26 protein-coding genes and 3 pseudogenes are annotated in these 24376 nt (G+C 38.7%); 12 read left to right on the top strand and 17 right to left on the bottom strand.

The genetic code is table 11. The annotated features are described in order from the left end of the window. Positions 1-444 precede the first annotated feature (444 nt). The 4 genes from AOM43_RS07155 (at position 445) to AOM43_RS07140 (ending at position 3960) form a co-directional block, all read left to right on the top strand. Positions 445-1425: a patatin-like phospholipase family protein gene (locus tag AOM43_RS07155; protein ID WP_226987443.1), complete on the top strand. Its 981-nt coding sequence runs from the start codon at positions 445-447 to the stop codon at positions 1423-1425. Positions 1426-1437: 12 nt separating this feature from the next. Continuing rightward, a complete protein-coding gene (locus AOM43_RS07150) occupies positions 1438-1776 on the top strand; it encodes a DMT family transporter (protein WP_006341292.1) in 339 nt (112 codons plus the stop codon). A gap of 112 nt (positions 1777-1888) precedes the next feature. Continuing rightward, the gene (locus AOM43_RS13465) at positions 1889-2452 is read left to right on the top strand and encodes a hypothetical protein (protein WP_006341291.1); all 564 of its coding nucleotides are present in this window, start codon (positions 1889-1891) and stop codon (positions 2450-2452) included. 89 nt (positions 2453-2541) lie between these two features. Next, the gene (locus AOM43_RS07140; RefSeq protein ID WP_059359650.1) at positions 2542-3960 is read left to right on the top strand and encodes a lipase maturation factor family protein; all 1419 of its coding nucleotides are present in this window, start codon (positions 2542-2544) and stop codon (positions 3958-3960) included. Between the two features lie 5 nt (positions 3961-3965). Here the strand turns inward: AOM43_RS07140 and AOM43_RS07135 are convergent, their stop codons facing one another. Continuing rightward, positions 3966-4283, bottom strand: coding sequence for a cupin domain-containing protein (locus AOM43_RS07135; protein ID WP_006341289.1), 318 nt, complete (start codon positions 4281-4283; stop codon positions 3966-3968). 36 nt (positions 4284-4319) lie between these two features. Further along, on the bottom strand, positions 4320-6755 hold the full coding sequence (locus AOM43_RS07130) for a phosphoketolase family protein (RefSeq protein WP_059359648.1): 2436 nt from the start codon (positions 6753-6755) through the stop codon (positions 4320-4322). Positions 6756-6938: 183 nt separating this feature from the next. On the opposite strand from AOM43_RS07130, the gene AOM43_RS07125 reads away from it, so the two are divergent. From AOM43_RS07125 to queF, 5 genes are all read left to right on the top strand, one after another. After that, positions 6939-7148, top strand: coding sequence for a hypothetical protein (locus tag AOM43_RS07125; protein WP_013925414.1), 210 nt, complete (start codon positions 6939-6941; stop codon positions 7146-7148). A gap of 71 nt (positions 7149-7219) precedes the next feature. Continuing rightward, the gene (locus AOM43_RS07120) at positions 7220-7621 is read left to right on the top strand and encodes a hypothetical protein (protein ID WP_013925415.1); all 402 of its coding nucleotides are present in this window, start codon (positions 7220-7222) and stop codon (positions 7619-7621) included. Continuing rightward, positions 7611-8024 (top strand): hypothetical protein, encoded by a 414-nt coding sequence (locus AOM43_RS07115; protein ID WP_059359646.1) that lies wholly within the window; start codon positions 7611-7613, stop codon positions 8022-8024. Before AOM43_RS07120 ends, AOM43_RS07115 begins: the two co-directional genes overlap by 11 nt. Positions 8025-8044: 20 nt before the next feature. Next, on the top strand, positions 8045-11074 hold the full coding sequence (gene pknD / locus AOM43_RS07110) for a serine/threonine-protein kinase PknD (protein WP_059359644.1): 3030 nt from the start codon (positions 8045-8047) through the stop codon (positions 11072-11074). Between the two features lie 59 nt (positions 11075-11133). Then, positions 11134-11943 (top strand): NADPH-dependent 7-cyano-7-deazaguanine reductase QueF, encoded by an 810-nt coding sequence (gene queF, locus AOM43_RS07105; RefSeq protein WP_059359642.1) that lies wholly within the window; start codon positions 11134-11136, stop codon positions 11941-11943. Positions 11944-12098: 155 nt separating this feature from the next. Here the strand turns inward: queF and AOM43_RS13720 are convergent, their stop codons facing one another. The 8 genes and pseudogenes from AOM43_RS13720 to AOM43_RS13005 form a co-directional block, all read right to left on the bottom strand. Next, positions 12099-12548: a hypothetical protein gene (locus AOM43_RS13720; RefSeq protein WP_226987442.1), complete on the bottom strand. Its 450-nt coding sequence runs from the start codon at positions 12546-12548 to the stop codon at positions 12099-12101. 18 nt (positions 12549-12566) lie between these two features. Next, on the bottom strand, positions 12567-13271 hold the full coding sequence (locus tag AOM43_RS07095; RefSeq protein WP_059359640.1) for a hypothetical protein: 705 nt from the start codon (positions 13269-13271) through the stop codon (positions 12567-12569). 227 nt (positions 13272-13498) lie between these two features. Next, a pseudogene (locus AOM43_RS14175) lies at positions 13499-14094 on the bottom strand (transposase family protein); the annotation flags it as partial. 291 nt (positions 14095-14385) lie between these two features. Beyond that, positions 14386-14835 carry a hypothetical protein gene (locus tag AOM43_RS13710; RefSeq protein WP_226987441.1) on the bottom strand — a complete coding sequence of 150 codons (450 nt, stop codon included), beginning with the start codon at positions 14833-14835 and terminating at the stop codon, positions 14386-14388. A gap of 18 nt (positions 14836-14853) precedes the next feature. Beyond that, positions 14854-15558, bottom strand: coding sequence for a hypothetical protein (locus AOM43_RS07085; RefSeq protein WP_059359636.1), 705 nt, complete (start codon positions 15556-15558; stop codon positions 14854-14856). Next, positions 15555-15695: a hypothetical protein gene (locus tag AOM43_RS13410; protein ID WP_161792761.1), complete on the bottom strand. Its 141-nt coding sequence runs from the start codon at positions 15693-15695 to the stop codon at positions 15555-15557. The genes AOM43_RS07085 and AOM43_RS13410 overlap by 4 nt, the downstream gene beginning before the upstream one ends. A gap of 83 nt (positions 15696-15778) precedes the next feature. Further along, positions 15779-16030: pseudogene (locus AOM43_RS13705) on the bottom strand (IS256 family transposase); the annotation flags it as partial. A 212-nt stretch (positions 16031-16242) separates the two neighbouring features. Beyond that, complete coding sequence (locus AOM43_RS13005) at positions 16243-16491, bottom strand: hypothetical protein (protein WP_226987440.1); 249 nt, start codon at positions 16489-16491, stop codon at positions 16243-16245. A gap of 32 nt (positions 16492-16523) precedes the next feature. On the opposite strand from AOM43_RS13005, the gene AOM43_RS13535 reads away from it, so the two are divergent. Then, positions 16524-16694, top strand: a complete 171-nt coding sequence (locus AOM43_RS13535; protein ID WP_193374858.1) for a hypothetical protein — start codon at positions 16524-16526, stop codon at positions 16692-16694. On the opposite strand, the gene AOM43_RS07080 is transcribed toward AOM43_RS13535, so the two are convergent. The 6 genes and pseudogenes from AOM43_RS07080 to AOM43_RS07055 all read right to left on the bottom strand — a co-directional run bounded on the left by AOM43_RS07080 (position 16681) and on the right by AOM43_RS07055 (position 20909). After that, a complete protein-coding gene (locus tag AOM43_RS07080; protein ID WP_059359634.1) occupies positions 16681-17385 on the bottom strand; it encodes a hypothetical protein in 705 nt (234 codons plus the stop codon). The two genes, AOM43_RS13535 and AOM43_RS07080, sit on opposite strands and share 14 nt — an antisense overlap. Positions 17386-17824: 439 nt before the next feature. Next, positions 17825-18123: pseudogene (locus AOM43_RS13300) on the bottom strand (hypothetical protein); the annotation flags it as partial. Between the two features lie 163 nt (positions 18124-18286). Then, a complete protein-coding gene (locus AOM43_RS07070; RefSeq protein WP_059359630.1) occupies positions 18287-19054 on the bottom strand; it encodes a M48 family metallopeptidase in 768 nt (255 codons plus the stop codon). 131 nt (positions 19055-19185) lie between these two features. Further along, positions 19186-19407, bottom strand: a complete 222-nt coding sequence (locus tag AOM43_RS13700) for an FKBP-type peptidyl-prolyl cis-trans isomerase (RefSeq protein ID WP_226987439.1) — start codon at positions 19405-19407, stop codon at positions 19186-19188. A 306-nt stretch (positions 19408-19713) separates the two neighbouring features. Continuing rightward, entirely contained in the window at positions 19714-20238 is a 525-nt protein-coding gene (locus tag AOM43_RS07060; protein ID WP_006342141.1) for an FKBP-type peptidyl-prolyl cis-trans isomerase, read from the bottom strand. A 233-nt stretch (positions 20239-20471) separates the two neighbouring features. Further along, positions 20472-20909: a hypothetical protein gene (locus AOM43_RS07055; RefSeq protein ID WP_006342142.1), complete on the bottom strand. Its 438-nt coding sequence runs from the start codon at positions 20907-20909 to the stop codon at positions 20472-20474. A gap of 270 nt (positions 20910-21179) precedes the next feature. Between AOM43_RS07055 and AOM43_RS07050 the strand changes: the two genes are divergently transcribed. Continuing rightward, positions 21180-22244 carry a peptidylprolyl isomerase gene (locus tag AOM43_RS07050; protein ID WP_006342143.1) on the top strand — a complete coding sequence of 355 codons (1065 nt, stop codon included), beginning with the start codon at positions 21180-21182 and terminating at the stop codon, positions 22242-22244. 9 nt (positions 22245-22253) lie between these two features. Further along, positions 22254-23102 carry a 16S rRNA (adenine(1518)-N(6)/adenine(1519)-N(6))-dimethyltransferase RsmA gene (rsmA, locus tag AOM43_RS07045; protein ID WP_006342144.1) on the top strand — a complete coding sequence of 283 codons (849 nt, stop codon included), beginning with the start codon at positions 22254-22256 and terminating at the stop codon, positions 23100-23102. Here rsmA and AOM43_RS07040 read toward each other — a convergent pair. Then, complete coding sequence (locus tag AOM43_RS07040; protein ID WP_006342145.1) at positions 23099-24322, bottom strand: hypothetical protein; 1224 nt, start codon at positions 24320-24322, stop codon at positions 23099-23101. The two genes, rsmA and AOM43_RS07040, sit on opposite strands and share 4 nt — an antisense overlap. Positions 24323-24376 lie beyond the last annotated feature (54 nt).

Genomic DNA, 24376 nt, shown 5'->3' with positions numbered 1-24376 from the left:
GGCTTTGCTTTTCGTTTCACTCGTTAGCGTCTTGCTTATTTGCGAAAGAAACTAAGACAATACAAAAAGACACATTATTTCCGCAACCCCTTTTTCTCATTAAATGAATTTTTAGCTGTATTTACCCCGCCTATTCAATAAATGAATCCTCTTTTAATATTTTACGTAAAAGCTTCTTTCATCTATTTCTCAAATCGTTTATGGTGCTCAAAATCAGGGAAAATGTTATTTTTATTAATTTTTGTTATTTTTTCTCAAGGATGCGAAAAAATGCACATGTTCGATCGTCATTCATGTGCTCTTTTTTAACCTTTTTTGATCGTTTTTGAACTTTGGCACCTAGGTCTTAAAATCATTTGTCAAAATGGCTTCCATTTTGTAAGCCATTCCTTTAGATTTAAGAGCAGTACCTAATGTCGTAACAATTTTATTAGTTTTCTAAGCATGATATCTAAAGCATTGTACCGGTCCTCCTATTTGGCGCTTATATGGATATTTATCCTTTCATCTTGCGCATCGCATCATTATATCGAACCAGGAAATCCTCATCCTCCCTGCGTGATTTCTTTGCCTGAAAAAATCCGCGTTGCTCTTGTCTTAGGCAGTGGTGGCGTAAGAGGGATGGCGCATGTGGGAGTCATTGAAGAGTTGAAAGCAGCTGGAATACCTATTGATTTGATTGTTGGATGTAGCGCAGGAAGCATGGTGGGGGCGCTTTATGCAGATTCTCCCGACATCGAAAAAGTTAAAGAAGTTGTCTGGAATGTAAAGACTGACTCTTTACTAGACCTAGATCTTTGGCATTGCCGCTATGGATTATCACAAGGTCGCTCGATGAAAAGTACCCTTTCCAAGCATTTAGCCGCAAAAACTTTTGATGACTTAAAAATTCCTCTGATTATTGTCGCTTGCGATCTTTTTTCAGGAGAACTTGTCCCTATAGGATCAGGTGATTTAGTTAGAGCCGTGCAGGCCTCGTGTTCCATACCTTTGATGTTTGTGCCATGCCAACACAAAGGGCGCATTTTAATTGATGGAGGAGTGGTCAATCCAGTTCCTGCAAAAGTAGCGAGAGATCTCGGTGCAGATTTAGTGATTGCAGTGGATCTTTGCGAACTTTTGCCACAAACAATCCCTTCAAATCTATTTCAAGTGGCAACTCGCAGCGCTGAGATCGCATTTATCTGGCAAAATGAAATTTGCACGCATCATGCCGATATCATTATTCGCCCTAAAACGTCTGGAATGGGAACGTTTAATGACAAAATGAAATTACAGATCTATGAAGCTGGCCGTAGGGCCACACGAGAACAAATTCCTTTGATAAAAGAACTATTGCGTGGAATCGATCTTTCTTCACGTAATGACCAAAAACGTGTCGTAACACTGCATTGCTATTTGCCGCAGATCTCCCTAGACTATTAAAATAAAGGATATATGCAACCATATCTATACCTCTTTCTCGCTATCATCACAGAAATTATTGCCACTAGTGCATTAAAGGTTTCTGATGGCTTCACGAAACCGCTCGCTTCCATTATTGTGCTTGTCGGCTATTTTTTTGCCTTTTGGCTGCTATCTTTAACGTTAAAAGTTTTGCCTGTGAGTATCGTCTATGCCATCTGGTCTGGACTTGGTATTTTAGGAATTTCTTGCATTGGAATTTGGTATTTCAAAGAAATGTTTGGTGTTTGGCATTTTATTGGAACCGCGTTGATTTTAGCCGGAGTCGTCATCTTAAGCATCGTCACACCGAACAACAACTCACCTCATTAAAAATTAGCTACTTAAATTGCGAATTCAAAAAATATATCTACATTATATTTTGCATGTTATAATAGAAAAAAAAGACTAAACACCCGCGATTTGTGGGCAGAGGGAGGCTTTTATGCATAAGATCCGCAATCTTGTCTTTTCAACTATGAGTGGCATCGCTTGTTTATTATTGCTAAGTGCAACCGCTATTGATGCAGAAGAAACGGATGGGACAATTGCCAAAGGACATGGGGGTCATGGTGGCGGCCATCACGGTGGCGGTCACCACGGAGGACATCATGGCGGTCACCACGGCGGCCATCACGGACATCATGGTGGGCATCATCATGGACACCATGGGCATCATGGCCAGCATGGATGGCACCATGGGCATCATGGGTGGCATAATTTCAATCATGACGGATACTGGTACGGCGGGGGCGCATGGGGAAATAATCCAGGCTACTACTCTGATCCCAATTTCTACTACAGTGAAACAGGCGTTCCGTCTGTTGATTATGAATATGAACCTTATGCCCCAGCTCTTCCCCCAAGCTACTTTCCTGGCAGCGGCTATCAACAAAATTACTATCAACAACGAAGCTATCAGATCCAAACCCCCTCGATACCTCAGAGCTCTAGTTCTTCGTCAAGTAGCTCATCCAGCAGTTCGAGCAACAACAACTCACATAGATAAGTATTTTTAGAAGATAAGGCAAGAAAAACACTTGCCTTATCTTGCAAGGTCTTATTATATAGAAAGCAAATATTTTATTGAGCTTTCCTATGTTTTATCCCGAATCCTACACCATCGCTTGCCAGCTTTTTTATCGATTATTGGGATTTATTTATTTTTTTGCGTTTGGTGCTTTTCTGTTCCAAATTCGCGGACTTATCGGAGAAAATGGGATTTTGCCTTTAAAAGACCACCTGAATTTTCTTAGGAAATTTCCGCTTAGAAAACGTTTGCATTATGCACCCACCCTTTTTTGGTTTAACTCTAGCAACACAGCTTTGATGAGCCTCACAACTTTAGGCGTTCTATCTTCTATTCTTTTAATGTTAGGATGGTATCCCTCCATCCAATTAATTTTGCTTTATTTTTTGTACCTATCGATTGTAGGCGGTGGGCAGGACTTTCTGGCATTTGGATGGGAAGGCTTTTTGTTAGAAATCACGATTCATGCTTATTTCATGAGCTTAACAATCGTGCCCTGTTATTTGATTTGGGCAAGTGCTAACTGTCTTTTATTTCGGTTTCATTTTCAAGCTGGAGCTGTTAAATTGCTCAGCAAAGATCCTGTTTGGACAAATTTAACCGCCATTGCACATCACTATCAAAGTCAGCCTCTTCCTAATACAATCGCTTGGTACGCCCATAAACTCCCCATGTGGTTTCAAAAAGGCTCTGTTTTAGGAATGTTTTTTGCTGAAATGATCGCTCCTTTTGGGATTTTTTGGGGAGATTTCGCCAGGCTGACCACTTGCGCTATTCTTGTACTTCTCCAATACGGTATTTGGTTAACTGGTAACTTTTCATTTCTTAATCACCTGACCGCCGTCTTCTGCATTATCCTCATCAATAATGCTGTTTTATCAAATGTTTGGGAAATCCCTGTAGAAAGCGTTGAACCATCTTTGTACTTGGTTATTTTGGTAAACATTATCGGTGGAGCCTTACTTCTCTTGCAATTTTTGCGCCTTTGGAATGCTTTTTTTCCAGAAATTGTTCTGGAAAAATTTTTTCACCGCATTGCCCCCTTACATTTGGCCAATCGCTACGGAATTTTTGCTGTTATGACAACTCAGCGATACGAAATTGTGATTGAAGGAAGCCTAGATGGTGAACATTGGGAAGAATATCTTTTTCGGTATAAACCTTCGGAAATTTCGCGACGCCCTCGCCGCATTTCCCCCTACCAACCGCGCATTGATTGGCAGGCCTGGTTTTTGCCTTTTACAGAATATGAAGCAGAGCCTTGGTTTAAAAATTTCTTAGTTCACTTGTTAAAGGGAACACCAGATGTCTTAGCCCTTTTACGTAAAAATCCATTCCCATCCGCTCCTCCTCGTTACATTCGTTCAGTCATTTATGACTATACCTTTACGAGTTATGAAGAGAGGAAAAGAAATGGATCTTGGTGGAATCGTACATTGATCGGGGAATACAGTCCTGCAATGTACTTACGGGAAAAACACCTCTAAAATAGTTATGCAGGCTCTAAATGTAATACCACAGCTCTGTCAGAAGCCCTTTGTTTATGCCTAATGCCTTTTGGAATCACAGTCCCTTCCCCCTCTTTTAAAGAGAGCATACTAGATTCTGTTTCAAGCAACATCTCTCCCTTATATACCCAAAAAAGTTCGTCATCTTCATTGGATTGCCAAGGGAATTCACCTTTAATAGCCGTTGCTTTTAACACCCAATTGTTGAGATGAGCCACTTCAACGGGATGCCAAAACCTTTCTCCCAATTTTTTATCTACTTCATCCAGGTTATAACTTCGCATCAATGATCGAAAATCCATGCATGCCCCCTAGTCTGGCTCAAGTTCATTCTTTTTTCATTTATTTACAACTGATGAGTATCCATAAGGCCATTTCCAGTCTCGAATTTCTGGCATGTCATCCCCCACACGTCGAATGTAATGCGTGTGATCAATCAGCTTCCCTTCGACAAACTCTCTGATATAGGCGCGCATTTTGCTGAAGCGAGGGATCCGCTCTACAACATCCAACATGAGGTGAAAGCGATCAAGATCATTTAATACCACCATATCAAAAGGTGTCGTCGTAGTACCTTCCTCTTTATAGCCCCGCACATGTAGATTGTCATGACTCGCACGACGATAGGTCAATCGGTGAATCAACCACGGATAGCCATGAAAAGCAAACACAATCGGTTTATCGAGAGTAAACAAATCGTCATACTCAAGATCAGTTAAGCCATGTGGGTGCTCTGTATGGGGCTGTAAAACCATTAAATCCACAACATTGATCATTCTAATTTTAATATCTGGAATGTGCTTGCGCAATAAGTCGATCGCAGCCAAAGTTTCGAGAGTCGGAATATCTCCACAAGAAGCCATGATCACATCAGGCTCTTCCCCATAGTCGTTACTCGCCCATTTCCAAATTCCAATTCCTTTAGAACAATGCTTAATCGCTTCATCCATTGTTAAATAATGCAATGCTGGTTGCTTTCCTGCGATGATTACATTGACATAATTACGACTCTGTAAACAATGATTTGTGACAGATAGAAGTGTATTGGCATCGGGCGGTAAGTAAACGCGGATAACTTCCGCTTTTTTGTTGACCACGTGATCGATAAAACCGGGATCTTGGTGGGAGAACCCATTGTGATCCTGTCGCCAAACGTGCGAAGTCAGAAAATAATTTAGTGAAGCAATCGGACGTCTCCAAGGGATATGACGAATTGTTTTTAACCATTTTGCATGTTGGTTGAACATGGAATCTACCACATGTATAAATGCTTCATAGCAGGAAAAAAATCCATGCCTTCCCGTCAATAAATACCCCTCAAGCCATCCTTGACATAGGTGTTCACTGAGGACTTCCATAACGCGCCCATCTGGAGAAAGATGATCATCGTAGGAAAGAATCTCTGCTGTAAACATCCGATTAGTCGCTTCAAACAGAGCACTCCAGCGGTTGGAAGCTGTTTCATCAGGCCCCATAATGCGAAAATTTCTTTGATCTAAATTGGCTTTCATCACGTCGCGGAGAAAATTTCCCATAATTCGGGCAGATTCGGCAACAACAACTCCTGGTGCAGGAATATCAAGTGCATAGTCATTAAAATCTGGAATGCGAAGATCCCTTAGTAATTCGCCGCCATTGGCGTGCGGATTTGCCCCCATTCGCCTCTTTCCTTTTGGGGCAAGTGCTGCATACTCTGCGAGAAAGTGCCCCTTTTCATCGAAAAGCTCTTCCGGCTTATAGCTCTTTAACCATTCTTCCAACCGCAGCAAATGACTCGGATTTTCTGCTATTTCGGCAAAAGGAACTTGGTGGGAACGCCAGTACCCCTCTACTTTTTTCCCATCAATCTCTTTCGGTCCTGTCCAACCTTTTGGAGACGCCAAAACAATCATTGGCCATAGAGGGCGCTCTTTAAATCCATTTTCTCGCGCATCTTGCTGAATGCTTTTAATTTCTTCAATCACCAGCTCAAGCGTTGCAGCCATTAATTGGTGCATGTGTTCCGGCTCCGAACCTTCTACAAAATAAGGCTTATATCCGTAGCCAATTAAAAGACTCTGCAGTTCTTCACGGCTTATTCGGTTTAGAATGGTTGGATTAGCGATCTTGTATCCATTCAAATGTAAAATCGGTAAAACGGCCCCATCATGGATAGGGTTCAGAAATTTATTGGAGTGCCAACTAGCAGCTAGAGGTCCTGTTTCAGCTTCTCCATCTCCAATGACGCAGCAAGCGATTAAATCAGGATTATCAAAAACCGCCCCAAAGGCATGCGTCATGACATAACCCAATTCCCCACCCTCATGAATAGACCCTGGAGTTTCGGGGGCGACGTGGCTAGGAATTCCACCTGGAAAAGAAAATTGCTTAAATAATTTTTTTAAGCCTGCTTCATCTTGCGTTACATTGGGATAAACTTCACTATATGTGCCTTCTAAGTAAACGTTTGCAACCAAACCCGGCCCTCCGTGACCAGGCCCGGCCAAATAAATGACATCCAAATCATACATTTTGATTACTCTATTCATGTGCGCATAAATAAAGTTCAAGCCCGGGGTGGTTCCCCAGTGACCTAAAAGCCTCGGTTTCACGTCTTCAGCTTTTAACGGTCGCCTGAGCAAGGGGTTGTCGAGAAGATAAATTTGTCCGACGGATAGATAATTCGCAGCTCTCCAATAAGCATGAATTTTTCTTACCTCTTCAGGATCTAAAGGATTAAGAGGTCGTCCATTTTGAAGAGTCTCTACAGAGAATTCTGAAGATTGTTCCGTCATCGTTGCTTCTCGCTATTAAATATTTTGTTTTTTCTTAGGCTTAAACGAAAGCATTCTTTGCTGTCAAATTTTTCCCTATTAATGGAGAAAATTTTAACTCGATTGAACATAGCTCTTTTAGTTTGAAAAAAATACGTCAAATATGGGAGTGTGGATTGTTATCCTGCATATGAGGAGACAAGAATGCAATCAGACCCTTTATCAGTACCAAGATCAACACCGAGTCATCATTATGCTATTGTTCCAAATCCGTGCCCAAACAAACTAACGATTAGAAGATCAAATAAAAGATCAAAAATTCCTGAAAGCGAAATGCCACCTGGCTGTGCCCGCTGCTTAACGCTATCTGAGGTTAAAGAATTAAAAAAACAATCCAGTTCCAAACCTTCTTAAAAAGTTGACAGGATAAGCACATAGTTTTTTAGTGAAAGAAAATAGAAAAATCTTTTCACAGGAGCAATCTTATGGCAGAACCACTTTTATCAAAGGGAAAAGCGGATGCAATTTCAAATGGCATCTTTTTAATTTGTTTAGGGATTTTATTGTATTCATCTGAGAGGTGGTGGCCTGGTATTCTTCTCGCTATCTGGGCATCGCTAGCTTTAAGACAATATTTAACAGGTCGCATTTTTGATTTAGCTGTTTCGTCATTCATTCTTTTAGGATTGTTTCTCGCCACGGCATTTGAAATCAGCTGGTCCACCTTAATGCCCATTTTATTTGTTATTGGGGGTATTTATTTAGTTTTACGTGAGTATTATTTTGCTGAATCTCCGGAAGAAGTCGTTGATCCATATACGCTCAAAAAAGAGATAAAAAAAGAGATTAAAGCTGAAATTGAAAAAGAGAAACTCGATGACAAATAATTACCCGCTTATTCATGTTGGCTTTTGCAAAAAGCCAACTCCACCCCAATATCTTTTTCTACGCAAAGTGGAAGAACACCGATACATTTGGTTTGAGGAAAAAGCTGATGGAGAAGAAGCAACCACAGAAGTTGAAGCCCAGAATGTTCCGGAAGCCTTGCGTTTAGCAAAAGCCGCGTGGAAGGATGATTATTTTGAATTTATGCACTGTGGATTCCGCTATACTTTGCCAGAAAGAGATGAACACGGGCTAAATGCTCTCTTCAATCAAATGGTTGCCTCTTACAGCTCAAGTAATGGTGTGTATTTTGAACAAGAATTAGGACATCCTTGCATTGTGCAAAACGCATCCATTCAAGCCCGACTTTTAAGGAAAAAATTAAAACAGGCGAATAGACTTTAACCCACTACTTGTAATATCTGATGCATTGTCCCAGTTGTCACTCCCGATTTTTTTTATACCGTTCTGAAAAAGATCGTCAGGCCAGTTTTTGTCCCTTTTGCGGGCACTCTTTACAAGGAGAAGTCCCTCAAAAAGAAGAAGAAGAACTCATTCCTCTCATCTCAGAAGATATTCCCTCAAAAGAATCTGTCAAATATTCCATCGGTCCCTATCAAGTTTTAGATCCTATTGGAAAAGGAGGAATGGGCGAAGTCTTGTTAGCTTACGACACTTCTTGTGGCAGAAAAATCGCATTAAAAAAGATTCGAGAAGACCTAGCGGACTGCGCACCAATTACACGCAGGTTTTTAAAGGAAGCTCGAATTACCAGCCAGCTTACCCATCCGGCCATCATTCCAATTTATACGATTCAAGCCAAAGATGCCCCAACCTATTACACAATGCCGTTTGTAGAAGGCAATACCCTTAAGCAAATTTTAAGAACAGCGCGTGAACAAGAAAAAAGAGGCGAAAAAGCAGAGCAAGGTAGCATCTCCTCTTTAATCCGCATTTTCATTAGTGTTTGCCAAGCTGTCGCGTATGCACACGCCAAAGGGGTTTTGCATCGAGACCTCAAACCAGAAAATATTATTGTGGGACAGTATGGCCAGGTCGTTATCTTGGACTGGGGACTAGCCAAAATCATCCGTCACCCGGAAGATGATGAGATTGAGAATGAAAAAATAATGACCTCTCATTCTCTCACTAAAGTGGGGAAAGTCGTAGGAACGGTTTCCTATATGGCTCCTGAAAGGGCCAAGGGTGGTGAAGCGACTGTTCAAACTGATATTTACTCTTTGGGAGTGATTCTTTACCAGCTTTTGACACTCTATCCACCCTTTAGACGTACAACGCTTAAAGAATATCGCAAAAAAATGGATGAAGAGGTGCTGATTGATCCGATGGAAATGGCCCCCTATCGCGATGTTCCTCTCATTCTTTCAAAAATCGCCACGAGCTGTCTGGCGACTCAAGTAGACCAACGCTATCAAACAGTCGACGAGTTGATTCGGGATTTGGAAAACTACATTGAAGGTCGTTCAGAATGGTTTCTTATTTCAGAACTGGACATTGCATGCAAAGATGATTGGGAATTTCAGGAAAATGTGTTGATTGCAGAGCATATGGCCATTACACGTACAACAGAAATTTCTGATTGGGTCAGCCTCATGATTTCCAAGTCCTCTTTTACAGGGAACATTAAACTTGAGGCAGACGTCCGAATTGGGGAGCAAGGACATGGTTTAGGATTTCTTTTAAGTATTCCTGAAGCCGCTGAAAGGCAAAATTTGAATGACGGCTACTGTCTTTGGATAGGAACAGATACCAATAAATCTACCAAACTTTTGCGATCAACAGTAGAAGTCATTAGTTCTCCCGGAACTTTTTTATATCGGAATATTTGGTATCACATCTGCATAGAAAAAATTGATAATAACATTTATTTCTACATCAATGATATTCTGCAGTTTTCTTACATCGGCCATCTCCCCTTAACAGGAACACACATCGGCCTGCTTTCACGCGATGCAGATTTCGAAATCAAAGATTTTTATGTCCACGTCGGAAATCAAAACATCATGGTCAATTGCCTTGTTGTTCCCGATGCTTTTTTGGCACATAAAAATTACTCTGCAGCTTTAACCGAATATCGCCGTATCGGTTATTCCTTTCCAGGAAGAGCCGAAGGAAGAGAGGCCATGTTCCGGGCCGGCATTACCTTATTGGAACAAGCTAACTCTTTGACCGATCCTATAGAAAAAAATCAAACATATGATGCCGCTTTAGATGAATTTCAAAAGCTCCGACATACTCCAGGAGCTCCTTTGGAATATTTGGGAAAGGCTCTTGTTTATCAAGCCCAACACGACTACGATGAAGAAGTCAAATGCTACGAGCTAGCCATTAGACGTTATCCTCATCACCCCCTTCTCCCTCTTTTACAAGAACATATCGTATATCGGATGCATGAGTGCTCCAGATACCACCGTAAAGCTACTTATCAGTTTATCCTATTAGTCACGAGCCATCTTCCCAAAGTCGTTGAAAATGCAAACACTAAAAAATTGTTTCAAAGTTTACAAAAGCATTGGGAACCATTGCCCTTTGTGTTTCCGGAGAAACACTTTGAAACAATTCCTCAAATATCTTTGCACTCCTTTTCCATGCAAATTGCCTTTTGGCTAGCAAAACCCTTTGTCCTGCTGGAAATTATTGATGATCTTCTTGTTTTTCGACCATTTCCAGTCGAAACAATTGGAAATGCTCTATATATCCTACTTGAACTTGGTGCTTGGGAACTTGTCTCACAAAAAATAGCGCAAATCGAAAGTCGAGATCTTCTCGAATACACCTGCTTTGACTTTCCCGCCACACTGCGCGTTTTAAAATTTGGAGTCCTTTTCAAAAAAGAAGGATTAAAAAAAGGAGTAACAGTTTTTCTTGAATCGTTAAAAAAATCACACATCACTCTTGATGACGAGCGGATGCTGAATTATTTTATGATTAATGCTATTGATGAACAACAACTTGACCTTATTCCTCTTTTACAAGAAAAAGCCCATCAATATCCTCTTTCTGAAGCTGGAAATTTTCGTTTTAAATGCATCGAAATTTCTTATTATTTGTATATCAGCGAATGGAAAAAATCGGGAGAGCTCTTACATCAGTTTTCAATGGACACGCTGACTCAAGATAAAAGCATTTTACACTTTTTATATGGCTGTTGGTTGTACGCGACAGAAGGAAAAGAAATCGCCTTTGCGCATTTCTCAGTCAATCTTGAAGTCCCTTATCCACGAACATGGTCCCTATTTATGCATTATCTGCGGGGAAAAGCTGGTGAAAAGCAACCGTGGTTTCAACGTGCATTTTTATTTGAAAAAAGGCTTCTATTTCGTGAACTCGCATTGTTTTATCACTGTTCCGGAGATCAAGCAAAATCCTATCATTATCAAACTTTAAGAAAGTTTGAATATTTAGAAGCTGATGGATCAACTAAAAATCCATAACTTTACCTAAATCTTTCTGTTTGATAATCTAACTTAAAAATTAATTCATTAGGATTTTTATGTTAGATCAATCTCCTTTAGGAAAACAAACAACTTATATCACAACATATTCTCCCGAATTGTTGTTTCCAATTCCTCGAACGATGGCTCGAAATAAAATAGGCCTCACTTCGCTTCCTTTTACAGGACTCGATATTTGGAATTCTTATGAACTATCCTGGCTTGATCAAAGAGGGAAACCACAAATTGCTTTCGCTGAGTTTCACTTCCCTTATGACAATCCAAATATTGTCGAATCTAAATCATTTAAATTATATTTAAATTCTTTCAACCAAACAAAAATAGGCTCTTTAGCAGAGTTGAATGAGATTCTGGAACGAGATCTTTCTCAGGTTTCTTTAGGCCCTGTAACAGTTGAACTATATTCTTCGGCTGATTTTAAAAAGCAACCCATGCGTGAATTTTCGGGAACATGCCTAGATTTTTTGGATATCGAAACAAATGCTTATCACGTCTCACCCGAATTTTTATCAACCAGCTCTGATTATGTTGAGGAATCTATTTATAGCGAGTTGCTCAAGTCGAATTGCTTAGCAACAGGACAACCCGATTGGGGCACGATTTACATCCGTTATGCGGGTCATAAAATTGCACATGAAGGTCTTTTGAAATACATCATTTCTTACCGCAACCACTCCGGGTTCCATGAAGACTGCGTAGAAAAGATTTTTTACGATATTTCAACTTATTGTAAGCCTGAAAAATTAACAGTTTATGCCCGCTACGTGCGACGTGGGGGCTTAGACATTAACCCTTTCCGTTCCAATTTTGAAACAGATCCTGTCAATCTTCGATTAAACCGTCAATAATGGTCGAGGTCTTATGTTAGACCCTTCCCTTCAGGACATCAGAATAAAGAGGCTCAAAAGAGCTTCTTTATTCTCGAATAGTTTACATCTTTCTCAAATCGATTTCATAAAACCAGAATGCCCCTTGAAAGAGGCCTATGGCTTAGATCCTTTAATCACGGAACATGAAAACCTGTGAAAGAGGATGTCCCAACTGTTACCGTAACACCAGGAAATGAATAAGAGACTCCATTATCCAGATGAACTACATAGTCTAGTACCGCAGATCCTGTCGTCGCATTAATGGGTGTTGCAATAATTTCACACTCGCCCTGCGGAAATGTACTAGACCCAAAAGAGAGTGTTGTCGAATTTCCTGCAGATAGTATTGCGGTTGCGATACTCCCATTGGTCGTATATAAGGAAACTGAAACATCAGGGCCCGATACTAACGTTACTTCAACAGCAATACTTCCTAAATATACCACTGTACTAGGACACGTTGGACATGTCGGACAATTTGGACACGTTGGACATGGACAAGTCACAGAAAAAATTGCAAAGGGGTATAAGCTTAGTAAGCTAGAAAAAAATAGACCTTGAAAAAGTGAAAAAAAATATTTCATCAAAGCTCCCATTATTGACTAAGGAATTGTAAAATTAACGGACTCTGTATTTCCTGGATTTAATGTATTAAATACCTGATCCACAAGAGTTCCAAGATTGACCGTGGAAACGTTTACTCTAACCACTGATTGAGAAACTGGCGATTGCCCATTTATTCCAATAATAATAATTCTCCAAATCCCTGTTAACGGAAATAGCTGAGTATAAACATACACGCCAGCTCCATTAGGAGGCAATGTAATACTACTATTATAATAGTTTCCATTTGGGTCCACAAAAGCATAGGTCAACTCAATTGTATTGCTACCAATCGTATCTCCATGGAAAAAAAACTGGATTCTCAGGTCATCGTCAAGATTGTCAGGAGGACAGGTAGGACAATCCGGACAAGTTGGACACGCACAATCCGTTGGACATTCGGGACAAACAGGATTTACAGGTTTAACTACTTTTATTTCGGGATCTTTACTATCTCTGCCAATGTAATAAGTACCAGCACCAGTCGCGGCAGCTAAGAGAACCGCACTAAGCAAATATTTTTTGATATTTGTCTTTGGACGTTCGCAAGAATTATCACAAATATCCTTATCCGAATCCTCTTCATAAGCTTCTGTGTACGCATCATCGTTATGAAATTCATTAGCCTGAATTGTGATAGGATGTATCAGAAAAAAACAAGCTGTCATACAACTTAAATACACATAAAAAAAAGACTTCATCATGCAAGCTCCTTTGTAAAAACATCTTTTATCCAATATCGAACAGGAAGTAAATATTTTTTAAAAAAAATTTATGTTTTTTAAGAAATTTACCCTCTGTAAAAAAGATATTAAAAATGCAGCCTTCTTCTTTCATACCCTACTTCTCTTACACGAAAGACATCTTCCCATATTAAACTTCACTCCCAAATCAGTTTGCCATTTGACTCATGACCTAATTATCGTCATCATTTTTGGGCTTCCATCGAAAGCTTATAAACAATGACAAGTGTAGCTGTTCTAGATCCACAACCTTTAGTTTGTCGTGTGCAATGCCTATGATTCGATTGGATTCGTTGTTCTTATATATTGCCAATGCATACGTGAGAAACCATAAAAGCTAATAATTGATTTTTGTCCTTTTTAATCATTCGCATAGACTTTTTGTTTCATACATCCCAAACAACTTCTCAAAATATTTTTAATCCATCCATTTTTCTTGGAACCATGCATAATTTCTTTGGAATACTTTTGAACGCTTTTTTGGCATCATATCCGAAATATTAGCTATTTGTGGCCCAGCACCACCATCTTCAATAGCAAGCTCAGTCCCCATCTTTGAGGGCCTCAATACTCATCATGATTCATGATAAGCTCTTTACTTCCATGCTCTAAAAAAAGACTAGAACCAGAACGCAGGAGTTCATCGTCTTCTAAACGAATATTAAAATAATCTCATCGCCCATCTAAACATCCTTTTTGTGGATAAAACACTTTTAAGCCAATTTTGATATAACGATGTTTGTAGGTAATAGTCCTTAGCAGTTTTTCCCAAAATTGTCTCAAGGTAGCAGAATCGTACCTGTGAACTAGCCATCGTCTCTATGTCTTACTCTAACCTGACAAAGGTTAAGACCTATTTGAGTATTTTTTCTGGTATGTAACCATTTCTTGCAGCGATTTCTCTGAAGAAAAGCGAAAATCTTTCATGAGCGCATTCCTATTTAGTTTTTGTCGTAAAAAACGTTTTAAGGATGCGCTCTCTTTTTTTTTATCTCATACACAACTTTCGATCACATCTCCGATTTCATAAAACCGAAATGATCCTTTAAAGAAGCCTATGGCTTAGATCCTTTAATCACGGAACATGAAAACCTGTGAAAGAAGATGTCCCAACTGCTACCGTAACACCAGGAAATGAATAAGTGACTCCATTATCCAGGTGAACCACATAGTCTAGTACCGCGGATCCAGTCACAGCATTAATGGGTGTTGCAATAATTTCACACTCGCCCTGCGGAAATGTACTAGACCCAAAAGAGAGTGTTGTCGAATTTCCTGCAGATAGTATTGCGGTTGCGATACTCCCATTAGTTGTATATAAGGAAACTGAAACATCAGGGCCCGATACTAACGTCACTTCAACAGCAATACTTCCTAAATATACCACTGTACCAGGACACGTTGGACATGTTGGACATGTCGGACAAGTTGGACATGGACAAGTCACAGAAAAAATTGCAAAAGGGTATAAGCTTAGCAAACTATAAAAAAATAGACCTTGTAAAAGTGAAAAAAAATTTTTCATTAAAGCTCCCATTATTGTCTAAGGAATTGTAAAATTAATAGTCCTTGTGTTTCCGGGATTTATTGTATTAAATACCTGATCGACAAGAGTTCCAAGATTGGCTGTGGAGACGCTTACTCTAACAACCGGTTGAGAAACTGGCGATTGCCCGTTTATTCCAATAATAATAATTCTCCAAATCCCTGTTAGTGGAAATAGCCGCGTAGAAATATCCAAGGTTGCTTGAGAGGGAGTCAATGTAACACTATTGTTATAATAGTTTCCGTTCGGATCAACAAAAGCATAAGATATCTCAATTGTATTGCTACCAATCGTATCTCCAAGGAAAATAAACTGGATTCTCAGCTCATCATCGAGAGTGTCAGGAGGACAAGTAGGGCAGGCCGGACAAGTGGGACACGCACAATCCGTTGGACATTCGGGACAAACAGGATTTACAGGTTTAACCACTTTTATTTCGGGATCTTTACTATCTTTGCCAATGTAATAACTGCCAACACCTGTCGCGGCAACTAAAAGAGCCGCACTAAGCAAATAGTTTTTGATGTTTGTTCTTGGACGTTTGCAGGAATTATCGCAAATATTCTCATCCGAATCCTCTTCATAAACTTCCGTGTACATGACATCGTTATGAGATTCATTAGCTTGAATTCTGATAGGATGTATCAGAAAAAAACAAGCTGTCATGCAACTTAAAAACACATAAAAAAAAGACTTCATCATGCAAGCTCCTTTGTAAAAACATCTTTTATCCAATATTGAATAGAGAGTAAATGTTTTTTTAAAAAATATTCATGTTTTTTTTTAAGCCACTTTCTCTCCGTAAAAAAGATAGTAAAGATGTGATCTTCTTCTTTCATAACCTACTTCTCTACACAAAAAACATCTTCCCATCTTTAAACTGCTCAAAAATCAAGTGCACCTCCAAGAGCAAGCTTTGACCTCGATGCCCTACATGAATTATGATAAGTTCTTTACTTCCATGCTCTAAAAAAACAGAATGGGGTTGATCATCTTCTAAACGAATGTTAAAATAAATCTGATCAGCCCATATCCAAACGTACTTTTTGTGAACAAATTACTTTTGAGCCAAATGATATAAAGATGTTTGTAGGCGATAGTCCTTAGCAGTTTCTCCCAAAATTGCCTCTAGGGCTCTTAAGAGAGCTAAATTCCCCTTGTACTTTAAGTTCAATAGCTTATTGCAACAATTCCTGATTCGCTTTGCGAGAAATTTCTTCGAAAGGATTATTTTGTTCATTTATTGATGACATTTTTTCTGAAGAAAAGTGAGAATACTTCATGAGCACAATCTCATTTAGTTTTTATCATAAAAAACATTTTAGAGATGCGCGCGTTTTTTTCATCTCACACAACTTTAAGAAGCCTATGGCTTATATCCTTTAATCACGGAACATGAAAACCTGTGAAAGAGGATGCCCCAACTGCTAACGTAACATCAGGAAATGAATAAGAGACTCCATTATCCAGATGAACGACATAGTCTAGTACCGCAGATCCTGTCGTCGCATTAATCGGTGTTGCAATAATTTCACACTCTCCCTGCGGAAATGTACTAGACCCATAAGAGAGAGTTGTCGAATTTCCTGCAGATAGTATCGCGGTTGCGATACTCCCATTAGTTGTATATAACATCAGGGTCGGATACTAACGTTACTTCAACAGCAATGGTTCATATATATACTGCAGTACCAGGACACGTTGGACATGTCGGACATGGACAAGTCACAAAAAAAATAGCAAAAGGGTATAGGCGTAGTAAACTAGAAAAAAATAGTCCTTTTAAAAGTGGAAAAAAATTTTTCATTCAAGCTCCTATTATGGCTAAGGAATTGTAAAATTAATAGTCCTTGTGTTTCCGGGATTTATTGTATTAAATACCTGATCGACAAGAGTTCCGAGAGTATCTGTAGAAACGTTTATATTAAGCACCGGTTGAGAAACAGGCGATTGCCCATTTATTCCGATAATAATAATTCTCCAAATCCCTGCTAACGGAAATAGCCGTGTAGAAACAGTCACGGTAGCTTGATTAGGAACCAATGTGACACTATTATTATAATAGTTTCCGTTCGGATCAACAAAAGCAAAAGATATCTCAATTGTATTGTTGCCAATCGTATCGCCAAGGAAAATAAAGCGGACTCTCAGCAGATCATCAAGTCTTTCGGGAGGACAGGTAGGACAATCCGGACAACTTGGACACGCACAATCCGTTGGACAGTCAGGACAAACAGGATTTACGGGTTTAACTACTTTTATATCGGGATCTTTACTATCTCTGCCAATGTAATATGTACCAACACCAGTCGCTGCAGCTAAAAGAGCAGCACTAAGCAAATATTTTTTAATGTTTGTTCTTGGAAGTTCGCAAGTATTATCGCAAACATCCTCGTCCGAATCCTCTTCATAAACTTCTGTGTATTTGTCCTCATTATGAGATTCATTAGCCTGAATTGTGATAGGATGTATCAGAAAAAAACAAGCTGTTATACAGCTTAAAAACACATAAAAAAAAGACTTCATCATGCTATCTCCTTTGTAAAAACATCTTTTATCTAATATCGGATAGATAGTAAATATTTTTTTAAGTCATTTTCTTTCTGCAAAAAAGATAGTAAGGATGCGATCTCAATGTTCTTCATAACCGACTTTCTCTACACAGACGAGCAAAAATAGTTTGATAAAACTTATCGCATTAAAGTAAAATCTTATTCAAACCGTAGCAACAAGTCTTTTGGATCTATTTGATGGTGATTAACTATGACAAAATCACTAGATTTTTCTCTTTCTTTGAAAGCACATTAAACCAAAATTCGAAGAATCGAATAAGATACTGGACAAGTACTTCTTCTTGACGAGACCATCGAGGAAAAGACCTACTCAATAAAAATGAAATAATTTGTTTACTCCTCTTCATATTAAAGGTGAGTTAGTTAAAGGTATCGATCACTTTTCAGAAATATTGTCAAAAGCTGTGTTTTGAACATCTAATAAAACATCCAACTTTTTGAAAATTAAACTGTATTTTTATATTAAAGACTTGTTCCCCATCTTTAAATTGCACACCTAAAATTAGTTTGCTAATCAACTCATGACCTTTACGCTATCGCTTTTGTGCTTTCATCGAAAGCTTGTAAAGCATGACAAACGTGCTATTCTGGATCCACAGCCTTTAATTTGTCATGTGCGGAGCCTCGGTTGATTCAATTGAACTCGTTTTTCTTATATGTTGCCAATGCCTGGAAAATCATAAAAGCTAAATAATTATCTTTTTCTTGGCATCTTTCAAAATAGAAGACAAAAAAAATAATGCTCCATTTCAAAGCAGGGAGATCAGTTACATGGCGTGGTGGTGTTGAATGTGAAATGAAATAATTAAACATCTTCAAGTCAGAGATAGTAGCATTACAAATTGGCCCACTTCATATTAAATGGGAATAAGGTCATTTAAACAGTCAATTCTAGATTGAAGCGAGGGATGAAAAAAATCCAAGCGATTATCCCCTTCGGGAGAGATCAGTATTTTTACAAACAATGAAGTCAGCTGTGAATCATCATCACAATTTCTATCATAAAGATTGCCCTCTTGCATCTCTTTAAAAAACTTGATTGCAGCATACCTTGCTTGATCGGAGCAAATAGAAAAAGCTGTTTTATCTGCCTGTTTTTCTCTCCAATGGGAGAATAGGGCTAGCCCTGCAATTCCAGTGATCATTCCTAAGGAAGAAGCAGGTGAAAAAAAAGACTTAAGAGAAATTTTGGCTGTTGCAGGAAATAATTTAGCTAAAGCAAGAGTTGTGATGATACCAACGAATCCCTGAGCCAAAAAAAGGGTAAGAGTATCATTATGTTTTATATGGGAAATTTCATGCGCAAGAATAAATTCCTGAGTGTATTCACTCATATAAGCAAAAGCCTCTGGATCAATTGCGATTCCTGCTTTTCCTGGAAAAATTGTATTTCCCATTGCCTGAGCAATATTCCCTAAACCTCTTATTTCAACAATTTCTAAATTTTTTGTGATTTTTAATTTATCTGCTAATGCTTGTACTTTTGCTTCTAAAGATTGTCTTTTATTTGTGGGTAGAACTCTTGTATCTTCTTGAAAACGCAAGCGCCATGCAAAAATCCCATTTGAGGTTAGAGGAATTAATGAGGGAAATACAGCAATTGATAGATTCATAAAATGATTCATTTTATCCTTTAAGCTTTAGAATTAAAGCGTAAATTATACAAATCGATCAATAAAAGTAAAAATAAAACACGCCATTAGTTATTTGACAAGCAAAAGCTTGATATACTAATTCCTCTTTTACTTCTTGTAGATTACTCAATTAACCCCATCACTTCAAAATTAACTTCCAGAAGTTTATCTGCATAAGGTGTCATAAAAAAATCTTGATATCCCCACTCTGGATGAATGTATAGAATGCCTTTTTCCCCAATTTTTCGCCCTACTAGACCTTCTTTGAATCCTCGAATCGCTCTTTTTAAATCTACTTTATCGAATACAACCTCACCATTCCGAAGGCGAATTTGATAGTTCAATAATGGAATATCTTCTCGCTTGAGTATTTCCCCATTACCTTCCTTTATTTTTCGATAATAAAGACGCTCTTTATTTAAAGTGAGTAAACAGGGATCTCGATCCGTATCAAATTTTAGAAAATACTAAGTTGCTGCTTCACATTCTCGTTGATGTTGTTTCTGATAGATATTCCACGATAGCCTATGCAACAGCTCTTTCATTTTAGGATTGTTCATCTCAAAAGGCCTTTTCCCTTCTAAAAAACTTCTTAAATGCTTTTCAACATTTTTGAAAGTATACAGTTCATCATAATGTCTAAAAAAAGCTCAGTTTACATATCCTATATCGTGGTAATGCAACTTTTGGACCCTTCGATAGTCCTCTTCCGTCATTTCTGCTATGTCTTTAGGACATTCTTCTTCTATAAGCGGAGGGAGCGATTCTGTGGAATTTTCTACGTCCAGTAATTCCACCTCTGCAACAAAATAAACTCCACCATCAAAATTTGCACGCATACCATAACCTACATTTGGATGAATAAAAAGTTTTCGCTTTTCTCCAACTTTCATTCCCAAAACGCCATGTCCAAAACCAGGAATCATTTCTGATAAATTCAACTTGGATGGTTGGAGCAAGGCATAGGTATTAGCCACAACGTCCCCATTCGGTTTTGATATGAAATAATGCATGAGCACATCCAAGCTTTTTGGAGTAATGATCTTCTCTCCTTGTCCTTCTTCTAAAGTTTGGTAGTAAAGCTTTTGAGGAACAATCGATTTGCACTCCTGTCGTTTAGCAAGAGTCTCAAAAAATGCATCAGCCTCTTTTTTAGAGCTTGTTTCGCTTTCCATTTTTGTTCTACACAAAATAAGGCGTCTTCAATGCGCCTTTTAAACTGTTTATATGAGGATAGTGCCACCAAAGCCTCTTCTGCTTCTTTGATTCCTTCCAAAAAAGCATCTAAATTTTCACGAATTGGTTGTTCAAGATGCTCCCATAAGCATGAAGCAACCAATTGAGCCATACAGAGCTTCTCTTCTTCGTTAAAGTCATAAAAAGAAATATCCAAACTCTCATCTTTTATTCAATTGGCTTTAAAACCATATCTAGCAAGAACTTTTTCTAAAAATTTTTCAGACTGCAAAAGCTTATGCACATTTATTTGTGTATTCTCATAACTTTTTATTAAGCTTTTACTTTCTTCAAGTGAAGGATCCATGCCACAAATGAAGCGTGGGGCATAATTTTCTAGTGAATCTGAACTTCCACCTAATATTTGAGAAAGATCTTTTTCTTCGTCTTCATATGTTCTATAACCTAGGCTGGGTTCAGCTGACTGCTCTACGCTTGAAAACAGATCATTGTCTTCCTGAAATGAGTAAAATAAATCTGATGATTCAAAAAAAACCGAAGCTTTTTGGGGACATTTTGCAGAGGTCCAATAAAGACTATCAATGAAATCGCAACGGCTTCCTAGCAAAGAATTTTGTGATCCAAATCCAAGCAATATTCCGATCAACACGTTATTATTTTTTGTAATAGTCCCTAGTTTTTGGTTGAGTATTCCTTTTTGCAGTCACCGCGAATTTGAAAAAGAATGCCGCCAAGTTAAAATAATCATTTATTTTTACTCAAACAAATTAAAATAAATTCCATAAGACACCCTACGTCTATTTCTTTCTTTAAATGGACAAAATTCTCCCTTCTTTAAGACGCTACTTCTCAATAAAGCTTTATTCGCTTATAATGATTTCTCAAAATTAATCGTTCTTAACATTATGGCTGTCTTAATATGATGATTCCAAAAAAAGTTCTCCATTTTCTTGTTGCTTTTGCTGCACTTTCTTCAACCATTCCTCTAGCAGCAGAGCCTTCTCTTTTCAGAAGTCAACCAGAAAAAATTCATGTGAATAACCGTGTTCTTGCCACTACCAATGGAAAGATCATTACAGTCATGGACGTGATGAAAAAAATGGATATTGTTTTTTACCGCAATTTCCCTGAATACGCCTCTTCAGTCCCTGCAAGGCTTCAATTTTATCAAACAAACTGGAGCGATGTTCTACAGGATCTGATAGATAAAGAACTGGTCATGGCTGATGCGGAAGAGATGAAACTTCCTTTGACAAATGGCGACGTTCGACAGGAGATGGAAGAAATATTTGGTCCAGACATTATTCACAATCTCGATAGAGCCGGCCTTACTTACGATGAAGCTTGGAATTCAATCAAGGGTGATATTATTATTCGCCGTATGCTTTACTATCGCGTAAATACCAAAGCACAAGCGCAGGCCACCCCGCAAGCCATTCAAACGGCTTATGAGCAATATGCCAAAGAAAACGTTCGCCCCAAGGAATGGACATATTACATGATTTCTGTTCGGGATGAGCAGGACGAGAAAGGCGCAAAGATTGCCAATCAGATTTATCAACAGCTCCAAAAAACTCCAGTCAAAATTGAAACGCTGCAGGATAATCTGAAGAAATGGCTAGGCGATAACATCGCTCAAGTAAACGTTTCGACCAAGTTCTCCCACATGGAAAACGAAGTCTCGGATGAGAATAAACAAATTCTAGCGACACTTTCTCCCGGTAATTACAGCAAACCTATAGCCCAAAAAAGTCGCGCGACGAAATCAACTGTCTATCGTTTATTTTATTTGGACTCGATGAATCCAGGAGGAGCACCTCCGTTTGATGAAGTTAAAGACGAGATTAAAAGTTATTTGACTGATGAAGCGATTAGCAAGGAAACAGCTTCGTATTTAGAAAGGCTAAGAGCCCATTTTGGCGTCGATAAAATCAATGCACGTGAAACACTCCCTGCAGATTTTGAACCCTTTTCTTTAAACTAGTTGTGATTTATGCCGCTGTATAAACCAAATGAATTATTTGCTTTTTTGAATTCTTTGGGGATTCGACCGAAGAAAGGCTTGTCGCAAAATTTTTTAATCGATGGAAACATTATCAGGAAAATCGCAGCGACAGCCGCAGCCTCGTCGGATGATGTGATCCTTGAAATTGGCCCAGGCCCTGGCTCACTTACCGAATGCTTGCTTGAAACAGGAGCTCAAGTCATTGCTGTGGAAAAAGACAATCAGTTAGCGGAAGCACTGATTCGTTTGCAAACACCCGCTCAGACCCTGCAAGTGCATTGTGAAGATATCTTGAAGTTTCCGATTGAGAGTGTCTTCAAACAAGAATTGAAGGCTGGCAAAAAAGCTAAAGTGATCGCAAATCTTCCGTATCATTTAACATCGTCTATTTTAGCAGAACTTGCCCCCTTACATGCATATTTTTCAACAATCACTGTCATGGTACAAGAAGAGGTCGCCCGCCGCTTTACTGCAATGCCTGGATCGCGCGAATTTAGTGCTTTTACGTTATTTCTCAACTTTTTTTCAAATCCTGTCTACAATTTCAAGGTGGGCAAACAGTGTTTTTATCCAGCTCCAAAAGTCGATTCTGCAGTGATGACACTTCACCTGAAATCCCCACCACAAGTTGATCAGCAAGGTTTTTTTACTCTAACAAGAAAAGCGTTTGAGCAAAGAAGAAAAATGATTAAAAGTGCTTTAAAATCTATCTATGAACCAGAAAAGGTCATGCAAGCATTAGAGGGAATTGGAATAAATCCTCTCGTAAGAGCAGAAGATTTGAGCCTTGATGATTACTTGAAGTTATTTGCTATTTTAAAGAAAACAGAAGGTTAAGCGGCCGCTGCTGCAGCTGCAGGATGCCGTTTGTTGAAAAGCTTTGTTGTACAAATTTTCCATGTGCCTTTTATACATGTCACACGTCTCTCTACAAATTCTTTCACTGCACTTTTTTGCTGAATTTTTAAATTTTTTCTAAAGCGTTTATTGCAATAAATTCCAATCCCAACGCTTACTAGAGAGAGAGTAACACCTCCCACCATCAATCCATAGGCCACAGGAGCTGCAGGAGTAAAAAGCAAAACAAACCCGCCTACAATACCAAAAAGACAAGAGCTGATTAACAACGAACGAATTGCAATCTGTGAAATCGTTTGCTGTTTCATCGATTTCACTATTTTTGATAGCTTCTGTACGGATTTTTGTTTTTCAAGTTCTGTAGATTCCGATTTTTTGAGTACTTCTTGCGCATTTTTCCAGGCCGTCGCTAACTTGTCCCTGAGTTGCGCAGGATCTATCCTAAACTGTTTTCTTAAAAACCGATTATTTTTATTTTCCAAATACTCAAAGAGCGGTCGAAAATCTTCGATTTGCTTTTTGTCTGAGGTCGACTGAACTTTTTTGGAAAGCTGGCGTAGAGTCCAAGCACTCTCCACAAGGCCTTTTGCATAAGCAATGGCTGTTGCCACCGAAAGGGCCAAACTCACCGCAAATAGGGGTGTTGTCCATCGAATAGCGTGCAACGAAACCGCCCCAACTCTTTCTAAGCCATGCGCAAATGTAGCTATGCACTCCCCAATAATACCGACATCGGCAACGATTTGAAGAAGAGCATCTATTTTTTCACTAATCGGTCTTTTGATACTTTGGATGAAATTCACAAGGATATCATAAATTGCAAAAGGAATGGCAATAATAGGTAGCAACTTGATCGCATTAAGAACTTGGTAAACAAATTTGGATTTTAACAAAAAACCCAGAACGGCTTGACTCACATTTTTTACTAAATTTAATAATCCATTAGTCATTCCACTTAATTTGGTAAAAGAGGAAAAAACTCCACTTGCCATGGTCACAATATATTCCAAATACTGAAGCTTAAGAGGAATCTGAGTATTGTGTACTTGCTGAAAAAAAGCGGCAATTTTTAAAAAAGGAATTTTCGAAAAAGCGATAATTTTCTTTTTTAGATTAGCACGTGGTTTATCACAATTAGAACTAGTTTCATTTTGTGATTCCAAATGGGGCAATGTAGCAAATAATGAATCAATATGCATAGTTAAAAATAAAATAATTTAAGAAACGATTTTATTTTAACTATGCTTTTCAGT

The sequence above is a fragment of the Parachlamydia acanthamoebae genome, assembly GCF_000875975.1.
GTDB classification, from domain to species: Bacteria; Chlamydiota; Chlamydiia; order Chlamydiales; family Parachlamydiaceae; genus Parachlamydia; species Parachlamydia acanthamoebae.
The sequence above is the reverse complement of the archived record's forward strand: the minus strand, read 5'-3'. Positions and strand labels throughout refer to the sequence as shown.